We start from the raw sequence: 21,399 nt of genomic DNA, 5'->3' as shown, positions 1-21,399 counted from the left end.
GAGATGTTTTTAATCAAACTTTATTTCAAAGCAACAGTGTGTTGAGTTACAATAAAGTTGTATACAGAACACTTAAACAGAATACATGAGTGATGATAACTATAAAATACAAACCTTGGTACAGTGTATTGCTGTATCAGGGGTTTTTGTTTATGGTTTTTATTATGGCACACAAAATGCATTTCTTTAGTAAAGAATGTGACTTTCCTTCATCTAAGTAGCCATATGGTTGAATAACATTTTTATATGAAAGTCACGCTCTAGAAATGAAATAAAACTGTGATGAAACACCCCTTTGAAACCGAATAGGAGAGCAACATTTCAAATAATGTTCCTTGATATAATTCTCTATGTAATATAACTTTGTTTGAACAAGGAGATGGAAGCATGAGTAAGTTAACAGGCAAAATCGCTTTAGTTACAGGGTCAAGTCGAGGAATTGGCCGCAGTATTGCATTGCGTCTGGCTCAAGAGGGAGCCTTTGTCATCGTTCATTACGGGAAAAGGCGTAATGAGGCAGAAGCAGTTGTTCACCAGATAGAACAAAGCGGAGGAAATGCTTGCGCAATTGGTGCTGACCTCAGTACTCTAGATGGTATTCAAGATTTATTCACTACTTTGGATGATACTATTCGGGGATATATGGGCGGTGTCGGATTCGATATTCTTGTCAACAATGCTGGAATAGGTCAAATTATGAGTTTAGAAGAGACGACGGAAGAATCATTTGAGGAGGTAATGAAGATTAATGTTAAAGCACCACTTTTTGTTACTCAGCAAGCTTTGCCACGTTTAAAAGATGGAGGACGTATTATTAATATTTCTTCTTTTGTGACACGTGCAGCTTCGCCAAGTGTCTTCACATACAGTATGTCCAAAGGTGCTATCGACACGTTTACGCGTCTTCTAGCCAAGCAACTAGGGAGCCGTGATATTACGGTAAACGCCATCCAGCCTGGAATTATTAATACGGAGATGAATGCTGAGACTTTGGAAAACCTTGATGGGCAAAAATATGCGGCTGGTCTTTCAATCTTCAATAGATGGGGAGAACCCGAGGATGTGGCAGATATTGCCACTTTTCTTGCTTCCTCAGACAGCCGTTGGGTAACTGGTCAATTACTCGATGCAAGTGGAGGATCTCATCTATAGAACCTGTAAGATAACGAATTTATACGGAACTTCAAATGAAGACACCCGAAAAAGTTAGACACATATTTTTAAGCAGTTACTGAGGAATGAACTCTGTATTGGACAGGGCTCATTCCTTTTAATTTTTCTTTCATTCGTTGGTTATTGTAAATAGTAAATGTACCTCTCCAATTCGAAATGAAATGTGCCATACTTTCAAATTTTTAGTTCAGATGTTAATCGTCCTTCATTATGGAAGTATGTTGAACGATTGGCCCCATTTACAGAGGGAAATCCAGTTCCAGATTACGAGAAACAGAGTGGATTTATCGATGCCTAGCAATCGGGCTCAATTGTTGAACAGCATAGTTAGAAAATGATCCGATTTATTTAATAAAATCGAAACCGAAATATGCAAGAAAAGAATCTATTATGATCATACCTTCTATTAATATGGATTCTTTTATTTGCCGTAAAATATGGGTTTCTGAGGTACTTTAATTGCATGTCATCAAAAGCAAATGATTAAAATGTGGCACGAAGTTAAATGTAGGTTATTCCATTAAAGGGCGCGTCTTTTTCAATGCATCACTATTGCTTAGCAATGGCTTTTAAGAAGCAGCTCTAGAAATTATCTAATTTATATAATAAACCACAAATAAAAAAGCAATTGTAAAAGTAAAAGATATATCCAGAGTTAGGTGAAACTAACTTGGAGATAGTTTGATTTTTTATGTAAAAAAAAATTAAATTTCAGATTCCTATCATTTTTCTTAGCTACAATGTAGTCAAATGAAGGGGGTAGTATCCATGAAAAAAAAGAGAATCAGTTTGATATTGGCTTTTTTAGTAACTTGTACATTCACTTTTGGATTAAGTGTTCGAGCTGATGATGACCATGAACACGAGTATAAGAAACATGAGAAGTACGACGATGATGATCGTTACGAATATGACCATGATGATGATGACGATGATGATCGTTACGAATATGATGATGAAGATGAATCCTATAATACGAATGGTGAAGTATACGAAAAAGGTACTTGGAATATTTGGACAAGAGAATTAGTTATGGAGAAAGAGGTTCTGCCTTTCAGCATGTCAAAATTAGTCAATTTGAAAGTAGTAGGTATGAATAAAGAATTAAATTTTTATGTTATCCCAAAAGACGGGGAGTTTTTTGTACCAGGGAAAACAGTGGCACAGCTTTTAGGAGCAAAAGCTACCTTTTACAAAACAAGCAAAATTTTAGATATACAATATCAAGAGAATGAACTAGTTTTTCGCTCAGGTACTAATGTTGTCTATGATAACAATGTTAAAACACCGTTACCTGCATCTTCATTCTATTTAAATGAGGAACTCTATGTACCAATCAGTGTCATTACAAATGGCTTAGGCTATGTGGTCGAATGGCAAGAAGACAATCAAATGTTTTTATGTCAACTTTTAATCAAATAGGAAGGAATGGTGAACAATGAAAGATCCGAAAAAAGCGAAATGGATATTAGGCGCATCAGGGGTGATGTTATCTGCCGTACTATTAACGCAAATAAACACTTCAATACAAGCAAAAACAAACCATTCAAATGATCTTCAAATTACAGCGCAACAAGAAAAAGACATGACGGAGAAAGAGAAAGAGCTTGTCCAATTAGATTGGACAAATTTTGAAGTTCAAGCTGCCAATCAAATTTCAAAAAAGAGTGATCGCAAAACCAAAAGAACATAGTGGAGATGATGAAGATGGACACACTTTCCCTACAATTAATGAATACCGATTTTTTTATAGCTATTCCAAAAGGTAAAAATAAAAATTGGAAAGAGCGGGCTGAAAAATGGTTGCAGTACGTAGCAAAAGAATGGTCAAGGTTTCTACCTAATAATGAGTTGTCACTATTAAATGAATTAAAGATTGGCGAGACATTGCAACTAAGCTCGTCACTTTATGATTGTTTACAACGAGCAAATCAATATTATCTTCAATCCAATGGATTATTCTCACCCTATTTGAAGTTGCAGCTGGAGCAGCAGGGCTACAATCAGTCGTTCCCATTTAAAGAGGCTAAGCATCAATCCTCAAATGTAAAGTCCATCTCAGGAAAGCCATTTCAGTTTTTAAGCAATCAGCAGGTAATGAAACTTGCGAACCAGGAAATTGATTTAGGTGGATTTGCTAAAGGGTATGCCATAGAAACGCTGGCTAATTGGCTTGAAAATGAGGTTGCCCCTGATTACGGCATTATAGATGGTGGTGGTGATATGAAACTATGGTCTACAGGGGAGAAGATATGGAAGATTGGTGTGGCTGACCCTAAAATAATTGATAAAGAAATTAGCTATATCAATATTAGCACGGGAGCGATTGCCACTTCTAATCGAATTTTTAGAAGTTGGACACAAAATAATATTACGAAGAATCATCTATTGAATGGACGAACAGGTGAGGTTGCCAAAACAGATGTGTTGCAAGCGACGGTCGTAACATCTTCATTGTGTGATGCCGAAGTATGGGCAAAGCTTTGTTTCCTAATAGATGAAAGTGAGCAACAACAGTGGTTTGAAACAAATTGTCAACGAAATGCTCGGTTTATTGTCAAAGAAGGACAAGAAGGTTATTGGATGATGGCAAGGGGGAGAGAAGTTGTTAACTAGTACATGGGAATGGATTAGACTATTTGGATTTTTAGCCTATTTTTATTTTACAATCTCCATTATTTTTGGGCTTTTAAGAAAATCACCATATGTAAAATCACATAAAAACTTAATTTATCAAATACATCAAAATGCAGGTTGGATGGGGTTGTTCACATTAATAGCCCATATGCTTGTATTAATGATTGACAGCTATAAGCCTTATAATGTAGTGGAAGTTTTGATTCCTTTTGCCGCTGACTATAAGTCAGTAGCCTCTAGTCTTGGCACAATTGCTTTTTATTGTTTTTTGATCGTGTTAATGACTTCAGATTTATGGATTAAAACAATGAGTCGATCTATATGGAAGAATATTCATATGCTTGTGTTACCTGCGTGGTTACTTTCACTTTGCCATGGCATCATCATTGGTACTGATACTGAAAATTTATTTGTACTAATTTTTTATGCGTTAACAGCCGGTTTCACTTTAGTTATATTGGTTTTGCGAAGAGTGAGCCAAGAGAGTTTGAAAAAGGACATTTCCCCGAAAAATAATACGTCTATCTAAGTGATAAAAGCATCAACTCTTCCTAGAAAAAGGGAAGGATTGATGCTTCTATTATTTCAAATTTTAAATACAATATGAAATGTTGTGCCTGTTCCTACTTTACTTGTAGCAAAAATTTTCCCATTGTGCTGTTCAACAATCGCTTTTGCTATTGACAGACCTAAACCAGTTCCGTTTCTTTGGCGTGCAGCATCGCTACGATAAAATCGTTCAAAGATTAAGGATAATTCATGCTCTGGTATACCAATTCCTTGATCGGTTAAAGCAATTTCAATAGAATCTCTTTCTTTTAAAAGGGTGAGTGTTATTTTCCCTTTTTTAGAGTACGAAATAGCATTTTCCAATAATATATAGAGTAGTTCTTGTATCTTTGCTGCATCTCCAAGTAGCTCTATATTTTCTTCAATTTGTGTTTCAAATTGTATTTCAGGAGGCATTAATTTGTGGAATTTTGCACTAACTTTTTCTAGCATTTTGGAGAGTGGTATAACACCTATATGCTGATTCCATTGTTGCTGATCATGGCGAGCTAAAAATAACAATTTCTCCAACAATTCTTTCATTAGTTGAGCTTCTTCTTTCATTTCATGAATTAATTCTTTGCCAAAAGGGCTTATATTTTTAGCTTCTTCTAGATCTAATATATCGAGCGAGCTATAAAAAATACTGAGTGGTGTGCGCAATTCATGAGAGGCATCTGAAACAAACTTTTTCTGTTTATCATATGACCATTGAATAGGGACCATTGCTTTACCTGCCATATAGTAACTAAGGAGTCCGATTAAGACTGTAGAAATACAAGTTAACAGAATAAGTAACTGAATGGTTTTTTTGAAAAAGTGTTGTTGTGAAGTAATGGATTTCCCTAAAATGATATATCCAACAACCTCATTACGTTCGTAAATAGGTTTTTTCAGAAGAAGGAAATGCTCATTTTGCCATTCGAAATGAAGCACTGTTTTTTCATTTGTCTTGCTTTTTGTAAAGACTTCCTCTAATTGTGTTTTCAGACCTTTATAGGACTCATCACCGTGAACAAATATATGGTTGTTTGTATAAATGTAATAGAAAAAATTACGGTTTGGATCATAGCTCAAATTTTCCTTGTCATGATCCTTGTATTCATAAAAATCATGTTTTTGTTTTGTATAGATGGATTCTAGTTCTTCTAACTGTTGAGTATCCATCAAATTTACGAGTGAAAAATAAAGAATGATGATGAAGAGAGAAAAAAACGAAAAGAAAATGGTGGCATATAATAATGATAATTTTTTTCTTGTTTTATTAAACACAGTAATCCCTCAGTTTATAGCCAATCCCTCTTACATTTTGAATATGCGATTTTTCATGGCTAGTATCAATTTTTTTTCGGACGAGTTTCACAAGTGCATCCAAGGAGTTATTTGAAACGTCAAAATCATAGCCCCATATGTAAATACATATTTGTTCTCTTGTAAGCACATGTCCCTTATTGATGAATAGGAATTCTAAGAGTGCAAACTCATTTTTAGTTAATTCAATTTCAGTATTATCGCGAAGGAAAACGCGAGAATCTATATTAAGTTGTAAATTTTCTACTTGGATGACTTGTTCGATTACTTTTTCTTTTCTTCGCAGTACTGCTCGAATTCTTGCTAAAAGTTCCTCCATCTTAAAAGGTTTTACTAAGTAATCATCTGCTCCACTATCTAAACCTTGAATAATATCAGAGGTATCATCTTTTGCAGTCAGCATCAAAATACCACCACTAAAACCTGTATCTCGAAGTTGTTTGCAAACCTCAAGACCACTCAGCTGAGGCATCATCCAATCTAAAATTAACAAATCAAAACTTTCGGAAAAGGTATGGTCGAGCGCGTCTAGTCCGTTATCCACTTCGATTACGTGGTGAAATTCCTTTCTAAGAATATATACGATATTTTTTCTTAAACGAGCATCATCTTCTGCAAGTAATATTTTCAAAGTTGTTTTCCCCCTGTAAATTATATTCAATATACTATACAACCCTAAAATGAATTTAAACTGAAAATTGTAGCTTTGAAAAAAAGATGCGATGCTTTTTTTAAAGTAGTGGAGGTTTGACCATCGGTAATCAATATGAGAGCCGCACGATCAAGATGTATCGTCGATTTTTGAAATTATGATTTGGGTAAATCTTTTATTTCTGTGCAATGTGCCAGCCAATAGGTTTTGATTCGGGCATTGATCTACTCCCTTAGTTGGTTGTGATAAAAGTATACTACGAATATCACAGCAAGCGGCATAAAACGGAAAGAGCAAAATGAATCACATAAAAATTATGACTGAACCTTGAAATAAATGAAAACACCTCTCTGATTAAGGAGGTGTTTTTATGAGAGGTATAGAGGGGTATTAATGGTTTTGGTTAATACTTTTAAATAATAATAATATTTTTCAATTTTTTCCTTTTGTACATCATTGTAAAGCCTCAATAGAATATGCATCATGTGATTTTAAACACCATTAGCATAAATTTCCGTTTGTGTATAAGGTATTTCTTCATATGTATGAGATAGAGATCAAGCGTGTAAAAAAACTTATTTTTGTTCTAACGTCTAAATACTTTTTCGTTAATTGGCACTCATTTCTGAGTCTGAACAAAAATGCAGAAGTTTGTTTTTATTTTAAACACGAACTAGTAAACAGTATATATGTACATAAGCTGAGTGGAGCTATTTTTATACTAAGTGTCTATACTGTTTAACCAATCAAATGTAAAATAAGTGATTCTTATGTATGAAATATGTAGATTTATCGAAAAAGGGACTTAAATAAACTAAACAGCTTGTATTCCTGTCAACATTATCGTTCTTTTTTTCTTCTGGTTAGAAGTAATTGATATAGAAAAATAATGGCCAAAAAAATTACTCCAAATAAATAAAACCAAAATATGGTTGTTTTTTCTCCCCAGTGAATACTTACTTGGCGTAAAAGAGCAATAAATAAGATTAGTAACGGGATAAGTATAGCTTTCCTATTAATCAAAATTGTTCACCACCTCTAATTTTCAATTTATGTTTCTGCATGCCTATCCAACTTTGAAACATTTTTTCAAATCTTAGCTAAAGTAAATGGAATCCCCTAAAAGCAAAGTGTTTCGCCATTTTAAACAAATGTCTATAACACCGATTACTAAAAGGGGATGATACAAATAAAAATTTAAATTCAATTACTTAGAACTATGTAATTAAATTATAATCAAAAAGTCAAAACTAAGTTTATTTTAGTTAGTCGTTACCTAACCATACTCCAACTACCCCACCTACTACGGCACCAGCAGCAATTCCCCAAGGTCCACCAAGTCTACCCACTTGAGCCCCTTTTTTTGCTCCTTGTACTAAAGCAACACCTGTCGCGCCAAGACCCTTCAGATAATTCGTTCATCCCTAACTACCTCAACCTTTCTAGTAATTGGAATAAAACTAACAGTTATATTTAAATATATAGTACTTTTTTGATGTGGTTTACAACTGTGTAATTCCGCAAAGTACCAATTGCGTAATCACACAGTTGATTACAGATAGTAGCTCTTTTTAGGGGGAAATTAACACAAATTCATTAGCATTCTTTATGTAATTTTTACCTGAATTTTGATTACCTATTTTAGAAATATAGCAAAATATTAAAAAAACAACAAAATTTTACTATTCCATTTTATTGTTAGATGTTTATAATGAAATGTAAATATTTTAAATTAAAAGTGGGCGATGGATGGATTTGTTGTATCAAAACAATATACTTAAGGAAATGAAAGAATTAGTCGTATCGGAAGATTTCCATGAGTCTTTCAGAACTAACATTTTAAATTATATTGATGAAAAAAAAGATTCACATATGATTTTTGGCCATCTCTGTATGATTCACTATCAAGAGTTTGCCCAAGATGATAACTTGGAAATTATAAAGATAGCTGCCGCTATTGAACTAATAATTTTAAGTTTTGATATAATAGATGATTTACAAGACAATGATTCAGATTATATCTGGTGCAATGAACCTGCTTTTGCTATGAATGCAACTTTAGCCATGATTTTTTTAGCTATAAAGCTGATAAGTGAAAGTTCCTTTACTCATAAACAAATAGCTATAGGTGTTTTAAACGATTTTGTCTTAAGAAGTATTAACGGACAACACTTAGATTTATTAAATAATTGTAGAGTTGAAGAAAGCTATATAGAAATGATTACTTTAAAATCTGGATCATTGACTGCCTTAAGTAGTCAATTAGGCACGGTTCTAGCGTTAGGTAAATATGAACCCTGTGTAGAAGAGTATTCAAGCTATATAGGTGTTATTCAACAAATAAAAAATGATATTGAGGATTTAAACATGTGGAATAAGAAAAATGATTTGCTAAATAAAAAATTTTCCATACCTATTATTTTTTTATTTGAACAAAGTGAGGAGTATTCGAAAATTTTAACAGATTATTATTCAGGTACTACAGCATACTTAGATAATCAAATTTTTGAAGATGCTTTGATGAATAACGGAGCTATCCATTATACCGTTGCATTAAAAAATACGTTTAAATTTAAAGCACTAGATTTATTAAAGATAATGCCATTTAGCAAAAAAAGTAGGCTATATTTAGAGAAATTAATGGAATGAGGGCTGTAATTTGAGAAAATTAATTCAGTATTTATTAGAAAATCCTAGTTTAATTGTTTCCTTAAAAGAAAACAAATTGTCATTAGTAGGTGTTACAACACGAGAGCAACAGGCTATTTTAGAAGCATTTAAAGAGCCTATCTATTTTAGAGGGCTTGGATGGCGCGGGGCAGTGGATGAAAATAAAATATAGTGCGTTTTTATTTACGATTATTAGCTATACATTAGCGATCGTATATATGTTGTCTATCAGTTTCAGATTTCCATTGATCGGCATTGAAGTCGAAAGAGTACATAATGATTGGGTCATAAAGAATTTTACCTATCCTGAGTGGGCAAACCTCAATGATGCAGAAAAAGGGGATACTATTTTAGAGGTAGATAATAAAGAAATAGAAACAGGAAAAGACACAAAAGAATATATGATAAGAAGTGCAAATAGTATCTTGTTAGAAGATTCACAGGGTAATTTAAAGACTATACAAATTAAGTATTCAGAGTTGCCATATCAATTTCTGCATGCTTTCATTATTCCATTAGTTTATTTCTTTATCAATTTAACGTTAAGTATTTATTTATATATATATAAAAGAAAAACCTTTCAATCCTTGGGCATCTTTATTTTATTTATACTGACAGTTTCATTGACTTATAGCAGTGTGGGAGCTTCTACTCGATTAGATAGTTTAGGCATATTTATAATAAGCAATGGTTTAATATTAAGCTTAATTTTATTAATTCATTTTTTATGTAATTATCTTAAATCTTTAAGTATTCATTTCACTTTTATAGTGAATAAAATGATCTTATATGGATTTACTTGTATTGTTGGTTTATTGACGCTATGTGAGATGGTTGATCCTTTGATAAGACCATTCAATACAATTCTAATTTTAGTTATATTTTGTGTTCTAATACTTTATGCTATTTTTATAATGGGTATGTCTTACATAAGATATCGTAAGCAACAATTTTTGCTATTATTTTTATGTTTGATAGTACCATTCCTCCCGTTTGTGCTACTCTACGTTCTACCGATTCTTTTATTTAAACAATTTATCATATCATCTTCGGTTAGCGCTTTGTTTTTATTAGTTATCCCTATTTCTTTACTATTGGTGCAATTTCCTGAGCGGTTGTTTGATTTAGATTATCAAATTTCCAAGATCCGTAATTATAGTATGTTTTCATTAACGTTAGCTGCTTTAATATGTACAGGGATTTATCTTACTATTCATATTTATTTAATGGATTTACTGTATATCTTTTTATTTGTGTTTATATTATTGGTAGTTGCACTCTATATTAAAGAAAAGATAGATTATGCTAATCGGAAGCTACTATATTCCCCTAAAGGAGATTATATTCACGTTGTCCATAAAACTATCGAACGCATTATAAAAGTGACAACAGTTGAAGAATTATTAGAGCGCTTTACAGAGGAACTATCACAACAATTAGCTGTTAGTAATATTACTATTTATATCTACTCTACAGTTGATGGAACAGTTATTAAGAATGATTTACCGTCTGTTCCCGTCTTTAATTTTGATACTATTGAAAAATTAAGCTTAGGTGAGATAAAGAAAATAGGGGACCTTTATATAGGTTGTTTACATGAAACCTTAGATCAAAAATACATTCTTACGATTGGGGATAAAGATAAAGTTTATTTAAAAAGAGAAGAGTTATTATGCCTTGAACTGTTGATTATGTACATAAGTAACTTTATTGAAAATACGCAATTGGTTGAAGACTTAATCTACCAATTGAATACTTCTCAAAAACCAGGTAAGCCATATCCTCCATGGCTAAGGAAATTCGTTTGGATAAAGCTCGAAAACGAAAAATATCAGCTAGCTCAAGAGCTCCATGATACGATTCTTCAAGAACAAATCCATCTAATTAGAGAGATAGATAAATTTCAAGACAAGCAAGTACAAAAAGAAATACAACAACTCATTCAGCAGCATCGCGAAAATCTGGTTGAGCTTAATCACCAATTACGCTATTATTGTGGAAAATTGAAGCCACCACTACTAGAAAAGCAAGGTTTAAAGGCAGCATTAAATAAATTATTTGCAGAGACAGATCAGCGTGCGGATTTCGCTATCATTCTTGAAATTGAAGATGTAGAGTTAGCGAATGCTGATTATCCTTTACTCATTTATCGAACAGTACAAGAATTATTAAATAACGCAATAAAGCATTCACAAGCTACCTATGTGAAGATACAACTTATCTCTACATTATATGGCTTTGAGCTGGTGTATTTGGATAATGGTGTAGGCTGCGATTTGTCCGAAAGTGAACGGAAAAATTCTATGGGACTCCAAGGAATAATAGAGCGTATTTATGCTTATAACGGTTTTATCCAAATTGAGTCTGCTCCTGACGAAGGGATGCGCGTCCATATAAAAATAGAGGAAGGAGTTACTTATGATTAAACTACTTATAGTAGACGACCATCCTATGATTTTGGATGGCAGTAAAAAGCTTTTTAACGCCGTATCAGACATTTCAATTGATACATTAAATGATATAGAGTCATTTGCAGATGTTATTGAGAAAAAAGTGTATGATGTTTTTTTAATTGATGTTAATCTCGGTGCTTGCAGTGGTCTAACATTTGCTGAATTAGTGAAGGAAAAATATCCATCCTCAATTGTAATTTTATATACGGGTGATGATATTAAAGATTACTATTCCTTAATTATTGAAAAGAAAATTAATAATGTGATTTCGAAAACAGCAACAAAAGATCGGATATTAAAAACCATTTACGCAGCCATGAACAATGATCTGTTACTTCCTGAAAACTTTATTGATTATGTTAATGATCGGTATTCAGGGAACTCTCTCAAAAAAATATTGCGCTTCAATAACAGAGAAAAAAGAATACTCGAGCTCGTAATGGAAGGATATACGAATCAGGCTATTGCGCTTGAACTGGGTGTAAAGCAACGGACAATTGAAAATAATTTAACACAAATCTATGCACTGTTAAATGTGGGGACACGTGCTGAAGCGGTAATAAAAGCGAAGGAGATGGGGTTGATTTGAAAATTAGGGAGAGTAGTATAACGCTTATACTGCTCTTTTTATCCATAACCTTTCGAACTTAAATACTAAAAATCCTCATTAGAAGTCTTATGTAATTATTAACGTTATTGTAGGTTACTTTCAACTAGTATATAAAAATTTGATTAAACTCGTATAAAGGTAAATCATTTACCTTTATACGAGTTTTAACTTGGTGTAGCATTTTCTTTTTATTGGAATTACCTATCAGTCTCTTTCTCGGAAAATGCCTGAAGCATTTTTTTAATATCTTAATGCCGTAGCAGTCATAATATCTCGAATAGAAGTTTGGTTGTAACCTTGTTTATTAAATAAACTTAGTGAAGTTTGGATAATAAGATCACGTATTTGATCTTCTTTATTCATTGAATTTCGTCCATTTTGCACAATGATAGAAGCAATTAATGCTTAACTTTAAAGTATGCCTTACTTACAGTTTAAATATTATTTTTATAAATTTAATCCAAATCTTTTTAGTTCAATGAAAATCCCTTCCAAGCCTTTTCCCTTTTTTGTTAGCGTATATTCCACGCGAGGGGGAACCTCAGGGTATACCTTTCTTTCTAATATTCCTTGGTCCTCTAGCAACTTAAGTCGGAGGGAAAGTGTTTTCGGGCTAATTCCATCCATTGATTTCAATAGGTCACTAAAGCGCATCGTTCCTTCTATAAGCAGATCACGAATAATCAAAAATGTCCATTTAGTCCCAATCACATCCAGCGTTTTAGCAATGGGACAAGTCTCACCTGGAGTTCCTTTGGTCAACACGACTGGCTCAATCACATTCATCAGAAGCAGCCTCCTAAAATTTCTTTATCTAATTCACCCTATACTACCACAATAGTATCCTTTTAGAAACTTTATATAATAAATATCACTACTTCCATAAATGAAGTTACTGTATATATAATAGCGTTGTGGCTGGATTGAAGAGGTGATCTTAATGAGACTTCTGATACCCATTAAAAATTAATGCTTGATATATACATGCAAGAGAAATTAAATGTTTAATTTACCATTGGTAAATATAGGGGGGTAAAAACATGTTAAAAGATAAAAAGATTGTCATTATTGGTGGGAGCTCAGGAATTGGCTTGGAATCTGCGAAACAACTAATAGCCGAAGGTGCTGAAGTAATCATTGCAAGCCGATCTGAAGATAAATTACGGAATGCAAAAGAGCAATTGGGGGCGAAGGCTATAGCTTACATACTAGATACAACACAAGAACAGCAAGTTGTGTCTTTCTTTGAAAAAGTTGGTCCATTCGATCATCTCGTAGTAAGCGCAGCAGAAACATCCGGTGGCTCATTTCTCCAAACAAGTACAGCTCAAGCTCGACAGTTGTTTGAAAACAAATTTTGGGGGCAGTATTATGCAGCTAAATATGGCGCGTTAAACATTTTACCAAACGGTTCCATTACTTTGTTTTCTGGGGTTGTAGCCTATAAGTCTATGATTGGTTCAGCAAATCTAGGTGCAGTCAATGCAGCTGTTTCAAATCTGGGTCAAACTTTGGCATTAGAACTTGCTCCGATTCGAGTGAATATTATTTCACCAGGTATCATTGATACACCTTCTCGTAATAAAATGTCAGAAGAAGTACGTAATAATTTCTATGCTTCTGTTGAAAACAAACTTCCAGTGAAACGTATAGGGAGGGCTGAAGATGTTGCACAAAGCGTATTATACTTACTAAAAAATAGTTTCGTGACCGGAACCATTCTTCATGTAGAAGGAGGACACATTTTAGCTTAAGTCCGTAACTAAATGAAAAAATGCATACGGATTTAAGAAATGTTCAGATACTGATACTATTAAAAGGGAAAAGCTTCAATTTCATAAACAAAAGTCTGTGAGATTAAACAAATATAGCCTAGTAACCTTAGGCTTCATTTAAAAGGCAAATTTAATGATGTAGAATAAGAATTGCTTATGACCAAAGAAGTTATAAACAGGTTTTTTCTATTTTGAACAATATCTTGGAATATAGTATGTAATTTTTGGTATAATTACATATAAATATATTAAGGAGTGTACTATATGAAAAAACTACTTATCATAACAAGTTATTTAGGCTTTTTTATATTAGGAGGTTTAACCTTCACCTACCTTTCAACAACAGACGCAGCAAGCAGTTTGAAAAAAATAAATGTTTATCAAGATACGATTCATTACTATGTAGATAAGGTGGAAAAAAAGCCACAAGAGGGTCAATCTGGCTTTATTTATGAAGGAACTACCTATGTTCCGATGCGATTTATTGCTGAATCATTAGGAAAAAATGTGACATGGGATGGCAAATCAAAATCCGTTTATATTGGTGATGTTCCTAAATTCATCTCTTTAAAAGATGTAAAACCTATTGGGAGTGATGAAGATCACTTCTTCCATAACCCGAGCTCTATTGTTATTAGTACTGGAGAAAAGTTTGAACAATCCTATCAACTAGGAGGTTTCCACGGTGGAGGGGCTGTACAAGATCATACAGTTGAATACTTAGTTAATGGAAAGTATAAGACATTTGAAACATCTCTAACGCCTGTTAAAAAGCTAGCAGCGGGCTCATTCGGCATAGGCTATATGAAAATTTACGCGGATAATAAATTGATCTATGATAGTGGATCAATAAAAGAAAAGGTAAAGGTTAATGTTAATTTAGACGGTGCTTCAAAAGTGAAGTTTGAAATGGAAGGCAGTGGCCTTGGTATATTAGACCCTAAATTTACGCAATAAGCTTTAATTTAAAGGCGATGACAAGAATGTGTGTCATCGTCTTATTTAATGGGGTGAATATTGTTTAACATTGATCTTGAATAACTATAGCAACATAATTAAGTGTCCATACATTTTTGTAAATATTTTCACATTTACATATAAAATAGTTGGTATATTTATGGTATAATTTCAAACGTTGTAGTTAAGGAAGAAGAAAAGGGAGAGAAAATCTTATGATAAAAAAGATCATGAAACGTACAAGCGCTATTTTGCTTGGTGCTTCATTGATGCTAACAACGGTTGTACCTGTGATTCATGCGGAGGAGCAGTCACTGCCTCTAACACCGTCAATTAGTGAGTGGGCAATATCAACATTAAATGAGGGTGAAAAATACGGAATCTACCCAATGGAATGGTATTTTGATGGTTTCCTTCAAGAAATTCCGGTAGATAAAGTAAATGAACTACTAGCTTTAACAGAAAAGAAAATTGCATCTCTAGGCTTAGAAGAAAACAAACAATATAAACCAGTGAGTGTGAAGAACGATAACACACGTGGGGATATTGTAAAACGTTTATATAATATTGTAGCGCGCTATGATTTATCTGTGGGTAAAGATCCTATTCAATTTATGAAAGAGCATAATATTTTACAAGGCTCTTCAAACGGATTGCAACTGGAGAACAAGGCAACGACACAACAAGCTGTTATATTAGCTGTGCGTTTCATTCAGAGTACATATGCGCTTGCAGAGCAAGGTTCGAACGGAGTAGCTTGGGTTGTCGAGGATGAGGATACACTTGTATATTTACTAGGTTCTATTCATCTAGGAACACCAGACTTATATCCATTTAATAAAAAGCTAGTAAAGGCATTCAATGAATCGGATGCGCTATTAGTAGAGGCGAATATCTTGGATACGAAAGCACTCGAATACTATGCAGAAAAAGCAATGTATACAGATGGTAAAACACTAAAAGATACGGTTGCACCAGAAACATACGCGAAGCTTGAACAAGTCGCTAAGCTTTACAATCTTCCAATGGAGGAACTGACAGTGCAAAAGCCATGGATGCTTTCTAACGCATTATCAATGCTGGCAATGGACGATTCCTTTGGAATGACACCACAAGAAATGGCAATGCATGGGATTGATATATACTTTTTATTGAACGCACAGTTACAGCAAAAGCCAGTGATTGAATTAGAAGGTACAAGAGCACAGGTTGATATGTTTGAAGCATTATCCCCAGAGGCACAGGAGGAATCACTAGTTGCTGTGTTGGATAATATCATAAATCCATCTGAAGAAAATCAATCCGAAATGCTTCAAGAATGGTTTACAAGCTGGCAGCAAGGGAATGTTGAAGAATTCGCAAAAAGCTTCCAAGCAATGGAGGGTACATCATCTGAGTTCAATGAAATGCTTTTCGGTTTACGTGATGAGCAAATGGCCAAGAAGATCATGAATGTACTGGAAGAGAAAAAAGGGACGTACTTCGTTGTTGTGGGATCAGGACATTTCCTAGTAGATAAAAATATTCGTTATCATTTGGAGAAAAACGGATACAAGGTAAAGCCGTTTTATCAATAAAATTTGAAAAGGCTACCCAAAGCTATGAATTTAGCTAGGGTTGCCTTTTTTTTAGTTGCACCCATAATATCCTAACCCAATGATATAATCTAAAGCTAAAAAACAGAGGGTTTTAGATATCCTATCATAAACACTATTGCTACCTGTTTTTATTGTGAGGTTAATTGAATTACATAACAAGAAAGTTCTAAAAAAGATGAACCATTTCTAATAGTCATTTGTTTATAAAGTAGAACAGTCAGAAAGGAGTGACTCAGATTGACAGAACGAGAATTATTTGATTCATACAATAAGGATGTATACCGTACCTGTTACTACATGCTAAGAAATGCACAAGATGCAGAGGATCTCTGCCATGATGTATTTGTCACCGTGTTCCGTCAGGATTGGAAAAGCATTGAGCATACACGTGCTTGGATTATGCGCATTGCGATGAACCAATGCTTAAACTTGTTAAAAAGAAAGCAGGCTCAATTGAAAAAACAAGGTCAGGTTCAACTTCTCCATGAGCAGAATACGGCATTGGTCAAGTCCGTAGACACTATTGTCATGGAGAAGGTAGCTGGGGAGGAATGGGAGGAATTGCTCAAGCAGCTGCCAGAAAAGCTCATGGCCGTTGTCACCCTTCGTTTTATCGGTGAGTTGTCGTTAGTAGAAATCGCAGAAGCGTTAAAAATTCCTGTAGGTACAGTGAAGTCGAGGCTGCATAAAGCATTAAAAATAATGCGCAAAAAACTGGAACAAAACCAAAATCTATGGTTGAAGGGAGAGAATCAATTTGGAACGCACTGAACAGAAGCTGAAAAAATTGATGAAGGCAGATCATAATATGGTCTACCCTGACTTTGAACAAATGTGGAGCTCTATTGAACAAGATGAGTTAAAGATGGCTGAAGGTGAAACGATTGAACAACGCCCCCGCAGAAGAAAGAAATTCGCTTTGGTGGCTGGACTAGCTGTCGCGCTCATGGCCACGCCAGTTTATGCAGCTCTGAATTATGATTGGTCAAACATTCTTTCATATAGAGCTGGTATTCAATCGGCATTAGCACAAGGCTTAGGTCAGACGATTGAGCAATCCATTACGAAGGACGGATTTACGTTAACGGTACACACGGCGTTTATAGATGATAATAGAACTTCTTTACTGTATAGCCTGAAACCTAACACCTCTTGGGATGGAAATGATGTAAGATTTGATCAGATTGGATTAAAAGATTCAGAGGGGAACTTTATTGAGGGAGTGTATTTACAGGATTGGAACGAAGAACTTGGTATGTTCCAAGGTATATTTGAGACAGAATGGGTGGCAAAAGACCAGACGACTAATATTGATTTTACGATAGAAGGAATTCAAATCATCGATGTTGGAAAGCAGTCTATCAACTATGATCCTAACAACTTTAATACTCAAGTCTTACCTATTCACAAGGATGGCATTGATAGTGTAACCTTACATTCCTTTGAACATTCAAAAGGGAAAGTACTACTTCAATCAACGGTTACATTTACAGATCCTGATATGCAGGATAAAGGGGTTTTTATAGAGGCTATGAATGTAAAAGATAATTCCATCCAAAAATCTGAAACTTTTAGTTTCCACCCTCCAGGGGAAGTTACAGAGAGATACTTGAGTCAGCAAATATTTAAATCGGATGTGTTACAGGCTGAAGGCACAAAATTCCAGCTTACTTATGATTACATCACAGAGACCAAAGAGAGTACCTGGAATATTAATATGGACCTATCAAAAAAACACTTGGAAAATGGGTCATTTAAACAAGTACTAAATATTCCATTGGACAATGAAATTGCTGTTGGGGCTAAAATCCATGAAATAAAAGTGACCCCGACTCAAGTACGATTGATTTTTACATCCAAAGATAAAGAGACATACATCCGTGTGCCTTACAATGACTATTACCTTGATGTAGGTGGAACACTATTAAAAGGAAGATTAAATTTAGAAGCAAACAGAACGGAACTTCATTTTGAAATGGTAGGTCTGAATGCTACTGCCTTAGCCAATCAACCTGTAACGCTTGTTGCGAAGGAACGAGTTAATGAGTTCGAAGGGGATAGTCAACCAGTTCGACTGACTAATATATCGGACAAACCTCAAACTAAAACGTCTAGTATTGGTGGATATCCTATCACATGGACATATTATAAGAAAGACAATTACTTCTATGTGGAGTCTTCTAGTACAAATCCATCGTTCGGTGGAGTTGGGCAAACATATTACTTGGATAATAATGAAAGAGTCGGTGGAATACCGCGCATACGCTTGGATCATAATAAAATAATAGACGAGTATGATAATTTCAATAAAAAAGACATTGATATTTATATTTGGAAGTACGCAACTCTCCAACCTGATGAAGAACTCCGTATACCTCTAAGAATAGGAGAATAAGGATGAAAATCCCCCCCATCTATTTGGACAATCAAAACTCAAATAGATGGGGTTTTTTACTCATTATGTCCATAATTGCTTTACTTACAATAATATTTAATATATAGTTAAGTTAACTTAACTAAATTATTAAATAGGAGAATCATTGTATGCCCTCTATTGAAAAACAAAAGTCCATTGCCTATAAATTGGGTATCGGGATTATTATTTTTTCACTTTCGTTGTGGTTAATTCCAATTATTACACCATTCACACCTATTCCTACGAAAGTAAAAGCAGGTATTATTCCAGGCAGCATCATTGTAGCTGAAATCTTATTTTGGTTGGGCGCTTTACTTGTCGGGAAAGAAGTAGCTAACAAATTTAAAGGCTATCTTAATCCTAAAAAATGGCGTGAAAAAGGTGATACTCAAAAAAATGAAGACTAACAATGTAGCAGAGCAAATTAATCATACAATTGAAGATATTTGGATTGTTCTTGAGAAAATGGAAAGAGACTATACTAAGTTCAATTTAAATAATCAGCAAGCGGTCCTTTTGGCATTAGTGATTCGTCATCCTTCCATTTCACCATCAGAAATAGCCGAGAAAATGACGATTACCAAAAGTGCCGTGAGCCAGCAGATAGCAAAGCTTGAAAAGGATGGCTATATTATAAAAAAGCAGCATGCCAAGGATAAACGTGGCTTTTCAATTGAATTAGGTGAAAAAGGGTTGCTGTATAAACAGGAAAGTGAAGCTTTTAATCAAGTAATCACTGAGAAATATCAAGCGCAGCTATCGGATGAGGATTTGGCGAATGTGCTAGAGGCACTAGAAAAGTTAAAAAAAGCGCTACTGTGAAATTATGTAAATAATTAGATATTTAACTTATTTAAATGCCTATAGTATCCCTAAACATAAAAGGGGGAATACATATGACAATCTACTTTGTCCAATCGTACACAACCAAACATCATCATAGTCAGTAGTCTTGCTATCTTTATTATTTAATTAATATTGAATAGGAAGACTTTTTCTCATGTAATCGTATAAATAAAGCTGATGGAGAGCTTTATCGAATACGGTTTTTTTATTTGTCAAAAAATGAGGAGGCAAAAGTGATGAAAAAAATGGATTACCAAAATGTACGTGGTACACAAGATTATTTACCTGAGCATGAGGTTACTCGGCGCACTTTAAAAGACACGCTTATGGCTGTAAGCAGATTGAGACACCTATACTTGATTTTCAATTTAAACGTAAAAGCATGTAGTCATTCATTGGGCTATATGCTTTTATTTTTATTTCACAAAAAGGAAAATTTTACTTGCATATTTGTATCGATGTGTATATATTGTATATAAAGTATATATACAATATTTCAAGAAGAGGGATTTGCATGCAAATTATTATTTCGAACAGTTCTAAAGAGCCTATTTATGAGCAGATCTATGCACAGATTAAAAAGCTTATTCTAACAGGGCAATTACAAGAAGGTCAGCCATTACCTTCTATGCGCCAACTTGCAAAAGATTTAGAGATTAGTGTCATTACGACGAAGCGGGCATATGAGGAGCTTGAAAAAAATGGCTATATTTACTCTATTGTTGGGAAAGGCTCATTCATCTCTGAACAAAATTCAGAAATGATGAAGGAAAGAAAAATGAAGGCCATTGAGGAAAAACTGTTGGTGGCGATTCAAAATGCGAAGGAAATGGATATTAGTTTGGCGGAGTTAAAGGCTATGCTTACTTTATTGTATACGGAGGATGAATAAATGGAAAATGTTATTGAATTACAGCATATACAAAAGTCCTTTAATGGTTTTCAAATAAAGGATTTTTCAATCCACGTTAAAAAAGGGTTTGTTACAGGGTTTATTGGAGGAAATGGTGCAGGGAAATCAACGACCATTAAAATGATTATGAATTTATTGCAGCAGGATAGTGGGACTATTTCTATTTTTGGTAAAAATTATGATAAACACGAAAAGGAAATAAAGGAACGTATCGGTTTTGTTTATGATGAGAATATATTTTATGAAAATATCACACTCAAGGATATGAAAAGGATTATTAAACCTGCCTATAAAAGATGGGATGATGAGGCATTTCAGCATTATGTGGAACAGTTTGAGTTGCCCTTGAACAAAAATATGAAGACCTTTTCGAAAGGGATGAAAATGAAAGCATCATTAGCCATCGCGTTAGCACATCACGCTGAGTTAATCATAATGGATGAACCAACATCTGGCCTTGACCCTATTTTTCGCAGAGAATTACTCAATATTTTACATGAGTTAATGCAAGATGAGGACAAAACTATATTTTTCTCCACACATATTACTACAGATTTAGATCGTATCGCAGATTATATAACGTTTATTCATAATGGCGAGCATATTTTTACAAAGGAGTTTTACAAAATTCAAGAGGAATACGCTATTGTTAAAGGAACCTTGGATTTATTAGATCGTGAAACGGAGCAGGAATTCGTCTCCCTTCGTAAAACAAACAGGGGTTTTGAAGCATTAACAACCAATAAACATCGGGTAGCTACTATATTTGGCGATACAGTTGTGATTGAAAAGCCTACGCTTGAAGACATTATGTATTATACAAAGAAAGGATGGTAAGG

At 34.0% G+C, this 21,399-nt stretch carries 22 protein-coding genes; 18 read left to right on the top strand and 4 right to left on the bottom strand.

Annotated elements, in window-relative coordinates:
* The first annotated feature begins 387 nt into the window (after positions 1 to 387).
* Positions 388 to 1,152: an SDR family oxidoreductase gene (locus ACE1MS_RS21610; RefSeq protein WP_197224203.1), complete on the top strand. Its 765-nt coding sequence runs from the start codon at positions 388 to 390 to the stop codon at positions 1,150 to 1,152.
* Between the two features lie 68 nt (positions 1,153 to 1,220).
* On the opposite strand, the gene ACE1MS_RS21605 is transcribed toward ACE1MS_RS21610, so the two are convergent.
* The gene (locus ACE1MS_RS21605) at positions 1,221 to 1,343 is read right to left on the bottom strand and encodes an IS3 family transposase (protein ID WP_197150551.1); all 123 of its coding nucleotides are present in this window, start codon (positions 1,341 to 1,343) and stop codon (positions 1,221 to 1,223) included.
* 598 nt (positions 1,344 to 1,941) lie between these two features.
* Here ACE1MS_RS21605 and ACE1MS_RS21600 point away from each other — a divergent pair.
* The 4 genes from ACE1MS_RS21600 to ACE1MS_RS21585 are packed head-to-tail and all read left to right on the top strand — an operon-like array spanning position 1,942 to position 4,339.
* Positions 1,942 to 2,595: a copper amine oxidase N-terminal domain-containing protein gene (locus ACE1MS_RS21600; protein ID WP_080717382.1), complete on the top strand. Its 654-nt coding sequence runs from the start codon at positions 1,942 to 1,944 to the stop codon at positions 2,593 to 2,595.
* Positions 2,596 to 2,611: 16 nt separating this feature from the next.
* Positions 2,612 to 2,866 (top strand): hypothetical protein, encoded by a 255-nt coding sequence (locus ACE1MS_RS21595; RefSeq protein WP_012296022.1) that lies wholly within the window; start codon positions 2,612 to 2,614, stop codon positions 2,864 to 2,866.
* Between the two features lie 14 nt (positions 2,867 to 2,880).
* Complete coding sequence (locus tag ACE1MS_RS21590; RefSeq protein ID WP_036164735.1) at positions 2,881 to 3,789, top strand: FAD:protein FMN transferase; 909 nt, start codon at positions 2,881 to 2,883, stop codon at positions 3,787 to 3,789.
* Positions 3,779 to 4,339 carry a ferric reductase-like transmembrane domain-containing protein gene (locus tag ACE1MS_RS21585; RefSeq protein WP_012296020.1) on the top strand — a complete coding sequence of 187 codons (561 nt, stop codon included), beginning with the start codon at positions 3,779 to 3,781 and terminating at the stop codon, positions 4,337 to 4,339. Before ACE1MS_RS21590 ends, ACE1MS_RS21585 begins: the two co-directional genes overlap by 11 nt.
* A 56-nt stretch (positions 4,340 to 4,395) precedes the next feature.
* On the opposite strand, the gene ACE1MS_RS21580 is transcribed toward ACE1MS_RS21585, so the two are convergent.
* Together ACE1MS_RS21580 and ACE1MS_RS21575 are read right to left on the bottom strand one after the other, a co-directional pair.
* Positions 4,396 to 5,631: a sensor histidine kinase gene (locus ACE1MS_RS21580; protein WP_012296019.1), complete on the bottom strand. Its 1,236-nt coding sequence runs from the start codon at positions 5,629 to 5,631 to the stop codon at positions 4,396 to 4,398.
* Positions 5,624 to 6,301 (bottom strand): response regulator transcription factor, encoded by a 678-nt coding sequence (locus ACE1MS_RS21575; RefSeq protein ID WP_012296018.1) that lies wholly within the window; start codon positions 6,299 to 6,301, stop codon positions 5,624 to 5,626. Before ACE1MS_RS21575 ends, ACE1MS_RS21580 begins: the two co-directional genes overlap by 8 nt.
* Before the next feature lie 1,770 nt (positions 6,302 to 8,071).
* Here ACE1MS_RS21575 and ACE1MS_RS21570 point away from each other — a divergent pair.
* From ACE1MS_RS21570 to ACE1MS_RS21555, 4 genes are read left to right on the top strand one after another with little or no spacing between them, the layout of a single operon-like run.
* Complete coding sequence (locus ACE1MS_RS21570) at positions 8,072 to 8,971, top strand: polyprenyl synthetase family protein (protein WP_416277812.1); 900 nt, start codon at positions 8,072 to 8,074, stop codon at positions 8,969 to 8,971.
* A gap of 10 nt (positions 8,972 to 8,981) precedes the next feature.
* Positions 8,982 to 9,164 (top strand): competence pheromone ComX, encoded by a 183-nt coding sequence (comX, locus tag ACE1MS_RS21565; RefSeq protein ID WP_036164729.1) that lies wholly within the window; start codon positions 8,982 to 8,984, stop codon positions 9,162 to 9,164.
* A complete protein-coding gene (locus ACE1MS_RS21560; RefSeq protein WP_416277813.1) occupies positions 9,148 to 11,418 on the top strand; it encodes a sensor histidine kinase in 2,271 nt (756 codons plus the stop codon). The genes comX and ACE1MS_RS21560 overlap by 17 nt, the downstream gene beginning before the upstream one ends.
* A complete protein-coding gene (locus ACE1MS_RS21555) occupies positions 11,411 to 12,034 on the top strand; it encodes a response regulator transcription factor (protein ID WP_036162429.1) in 624 nt (207 codons plus the stop codon). Before ACE1MS_RS21560 ends, ACE1MS_RS21555 begins: the two co-directional genes overlap by 8 nt.
* 468 nt (positions 12,035 to 12,502) lie before the next feature.
* On the opposite strand, the gene ACE1MS_RS21550 is transcribed toward ACE1MS_RS21555, so the two are convergent.
* A complete protein-coding gene (locus tag ACE1MS_RS21550) occupies positions 12,503 to 12,841 on the bottom strand; it encodes a winged helix-turn-helix transcriptional regulator (RefSeq protein ID WP_012296009.1) in 339 nt (112 codons plus the stop codon).
* A gap of 254 nt (positions 12,842 to 13,095) precedes the next feature.
* On the opposite strand from ACE1MS_RS21550, the gene ACE1MS_RS21545 reads away from it, so the two are divergent.
* The 9 genes from ACE1MS_RS21545 (at position 13,096) to ACE1MS_RS21505 (ending at position 21,397) form a co-directional block, all read left to right on the top strand.
* Positions 13,096 to 13,809 carry an SDR family oxidoreductase gene (locus tag ACE1MS_RS21545; RefSeq protein WP_031416686.1) on the top strand — a complete coding sequence of 238 codons (714 nt, stop codon included), beginning with the start codon at positions 13,096 to 13,098 and terminating at the stop codon, positions 13,807 to 13,809.
* Positions 13,810 to 14,094: 285 nt separating this feature from the next.
* Positions 14,095 to 14,787, top strand: a complete 693-nt coding sequence (locus tag ACE1MS_RS21540) for a stalk domain-containing protein (RefSeq protein WP_012296007.1) — start codon at positions 14,095 to 14,097, stop codon at positions 14,785 to 14,787.
* 215 nt (positions 14,788 to 15,002) lie between these two features.
* On the top strand, positions 15,003 to 16,364 hold the full coding sequence (locus ACE1MS_RS21535; RefSeq protein WP_012296006.1) for a TraB/GumN family protein: 1,362 nt from the start codon (positions 15,003 to 15,005) through the stop codon (positions 16,362 to 16,364).
* A 258-nt stretch (positions 16,365 to 16,622) separates the two neighbouring features.
* Entirely contained in the window at positions 16,623 to 17,156 is a 534-nt protein-coding gene (locus ACE1MS_RS21530) for an RNA polymerase sigma factor (protein WP_031416685.1), read from the top strand.
* A complete protein-coding gene (locus ACE1MS_RS21525; RefSeq protein WP_447402616.1) occupies positions 17,143 to 18,780 on the top strand; it encodes a DUF4179 domain-containing protein in 1,638 nt (545 codons plus the stop codon). Before ACE1MS_RS21530 ends, ACE1MS_RS21525 begins: the two co-directional genes overlap by 14 nt.
* A 149-nt stretch (positions 18,781 to 18,929) precedes the next feature.
* Complete coding sequence (locus tag ACE1MS_RS21520) at positions 18,930 to 19,208, top strand: transporter suffix domain-containing protein (RefSeq protein WP_012296003.1); 279 nt, start codon at positions 18,930 to 18,932, stop codon at positions 19,206 to 19,208.
* A complete protein-coding gene (locus tag ACE1MS_RS21515) occupies positions 19,198 to 19,623 on the top strand; it encodes a MarR family winged helix-turn-helix transcriptional regulator (RefSeq protein ID WP_332291129.1) in 426 nt (141 codons plus the stop codon). The genes ACE1MS_RS21520 and ACE1MS_RS21515 overlap by 11 nt, the downstream gene beginning before the upstream one ends.
* A gap of 538 nt (positions 19,624 to 20,161) precedes the next feature.
* Positions 20,162 to 20,539 carry a GntR family transcriptional regulator gene (locus ACE1MS_RS21510; RefSeq protein WP_031416681.1) on the top strand — a complete coding sequence of 126 codons (378 nt, stop codon included), beginning with the start codon at positions 20,162 to 20,164 and terminating at the stop codon, positions 20,537 to 20,539.
* A complete protein-coding gene (locus ACE1MS_RS21505; RefSeq protein WP_012296000.1) occupies positions 20,540 to 21,397 on the top strand; it encodes an ABC transporter ATP-binding protein in 858 nt (285 codons plus the stop codon). It abuts the gene before it with no gap.
* The last annotated feature ends 2 nt before the right edge of the window (positions 21,398 to 21,399 follow it).

The sequence above is a fragment of the Lysinibacillus sp. fkY74-1 genome (genome assembly GCF_053165895.1).
This window is presented reverse-complemented; position numbering and strand designations above follow the sequence as displayed.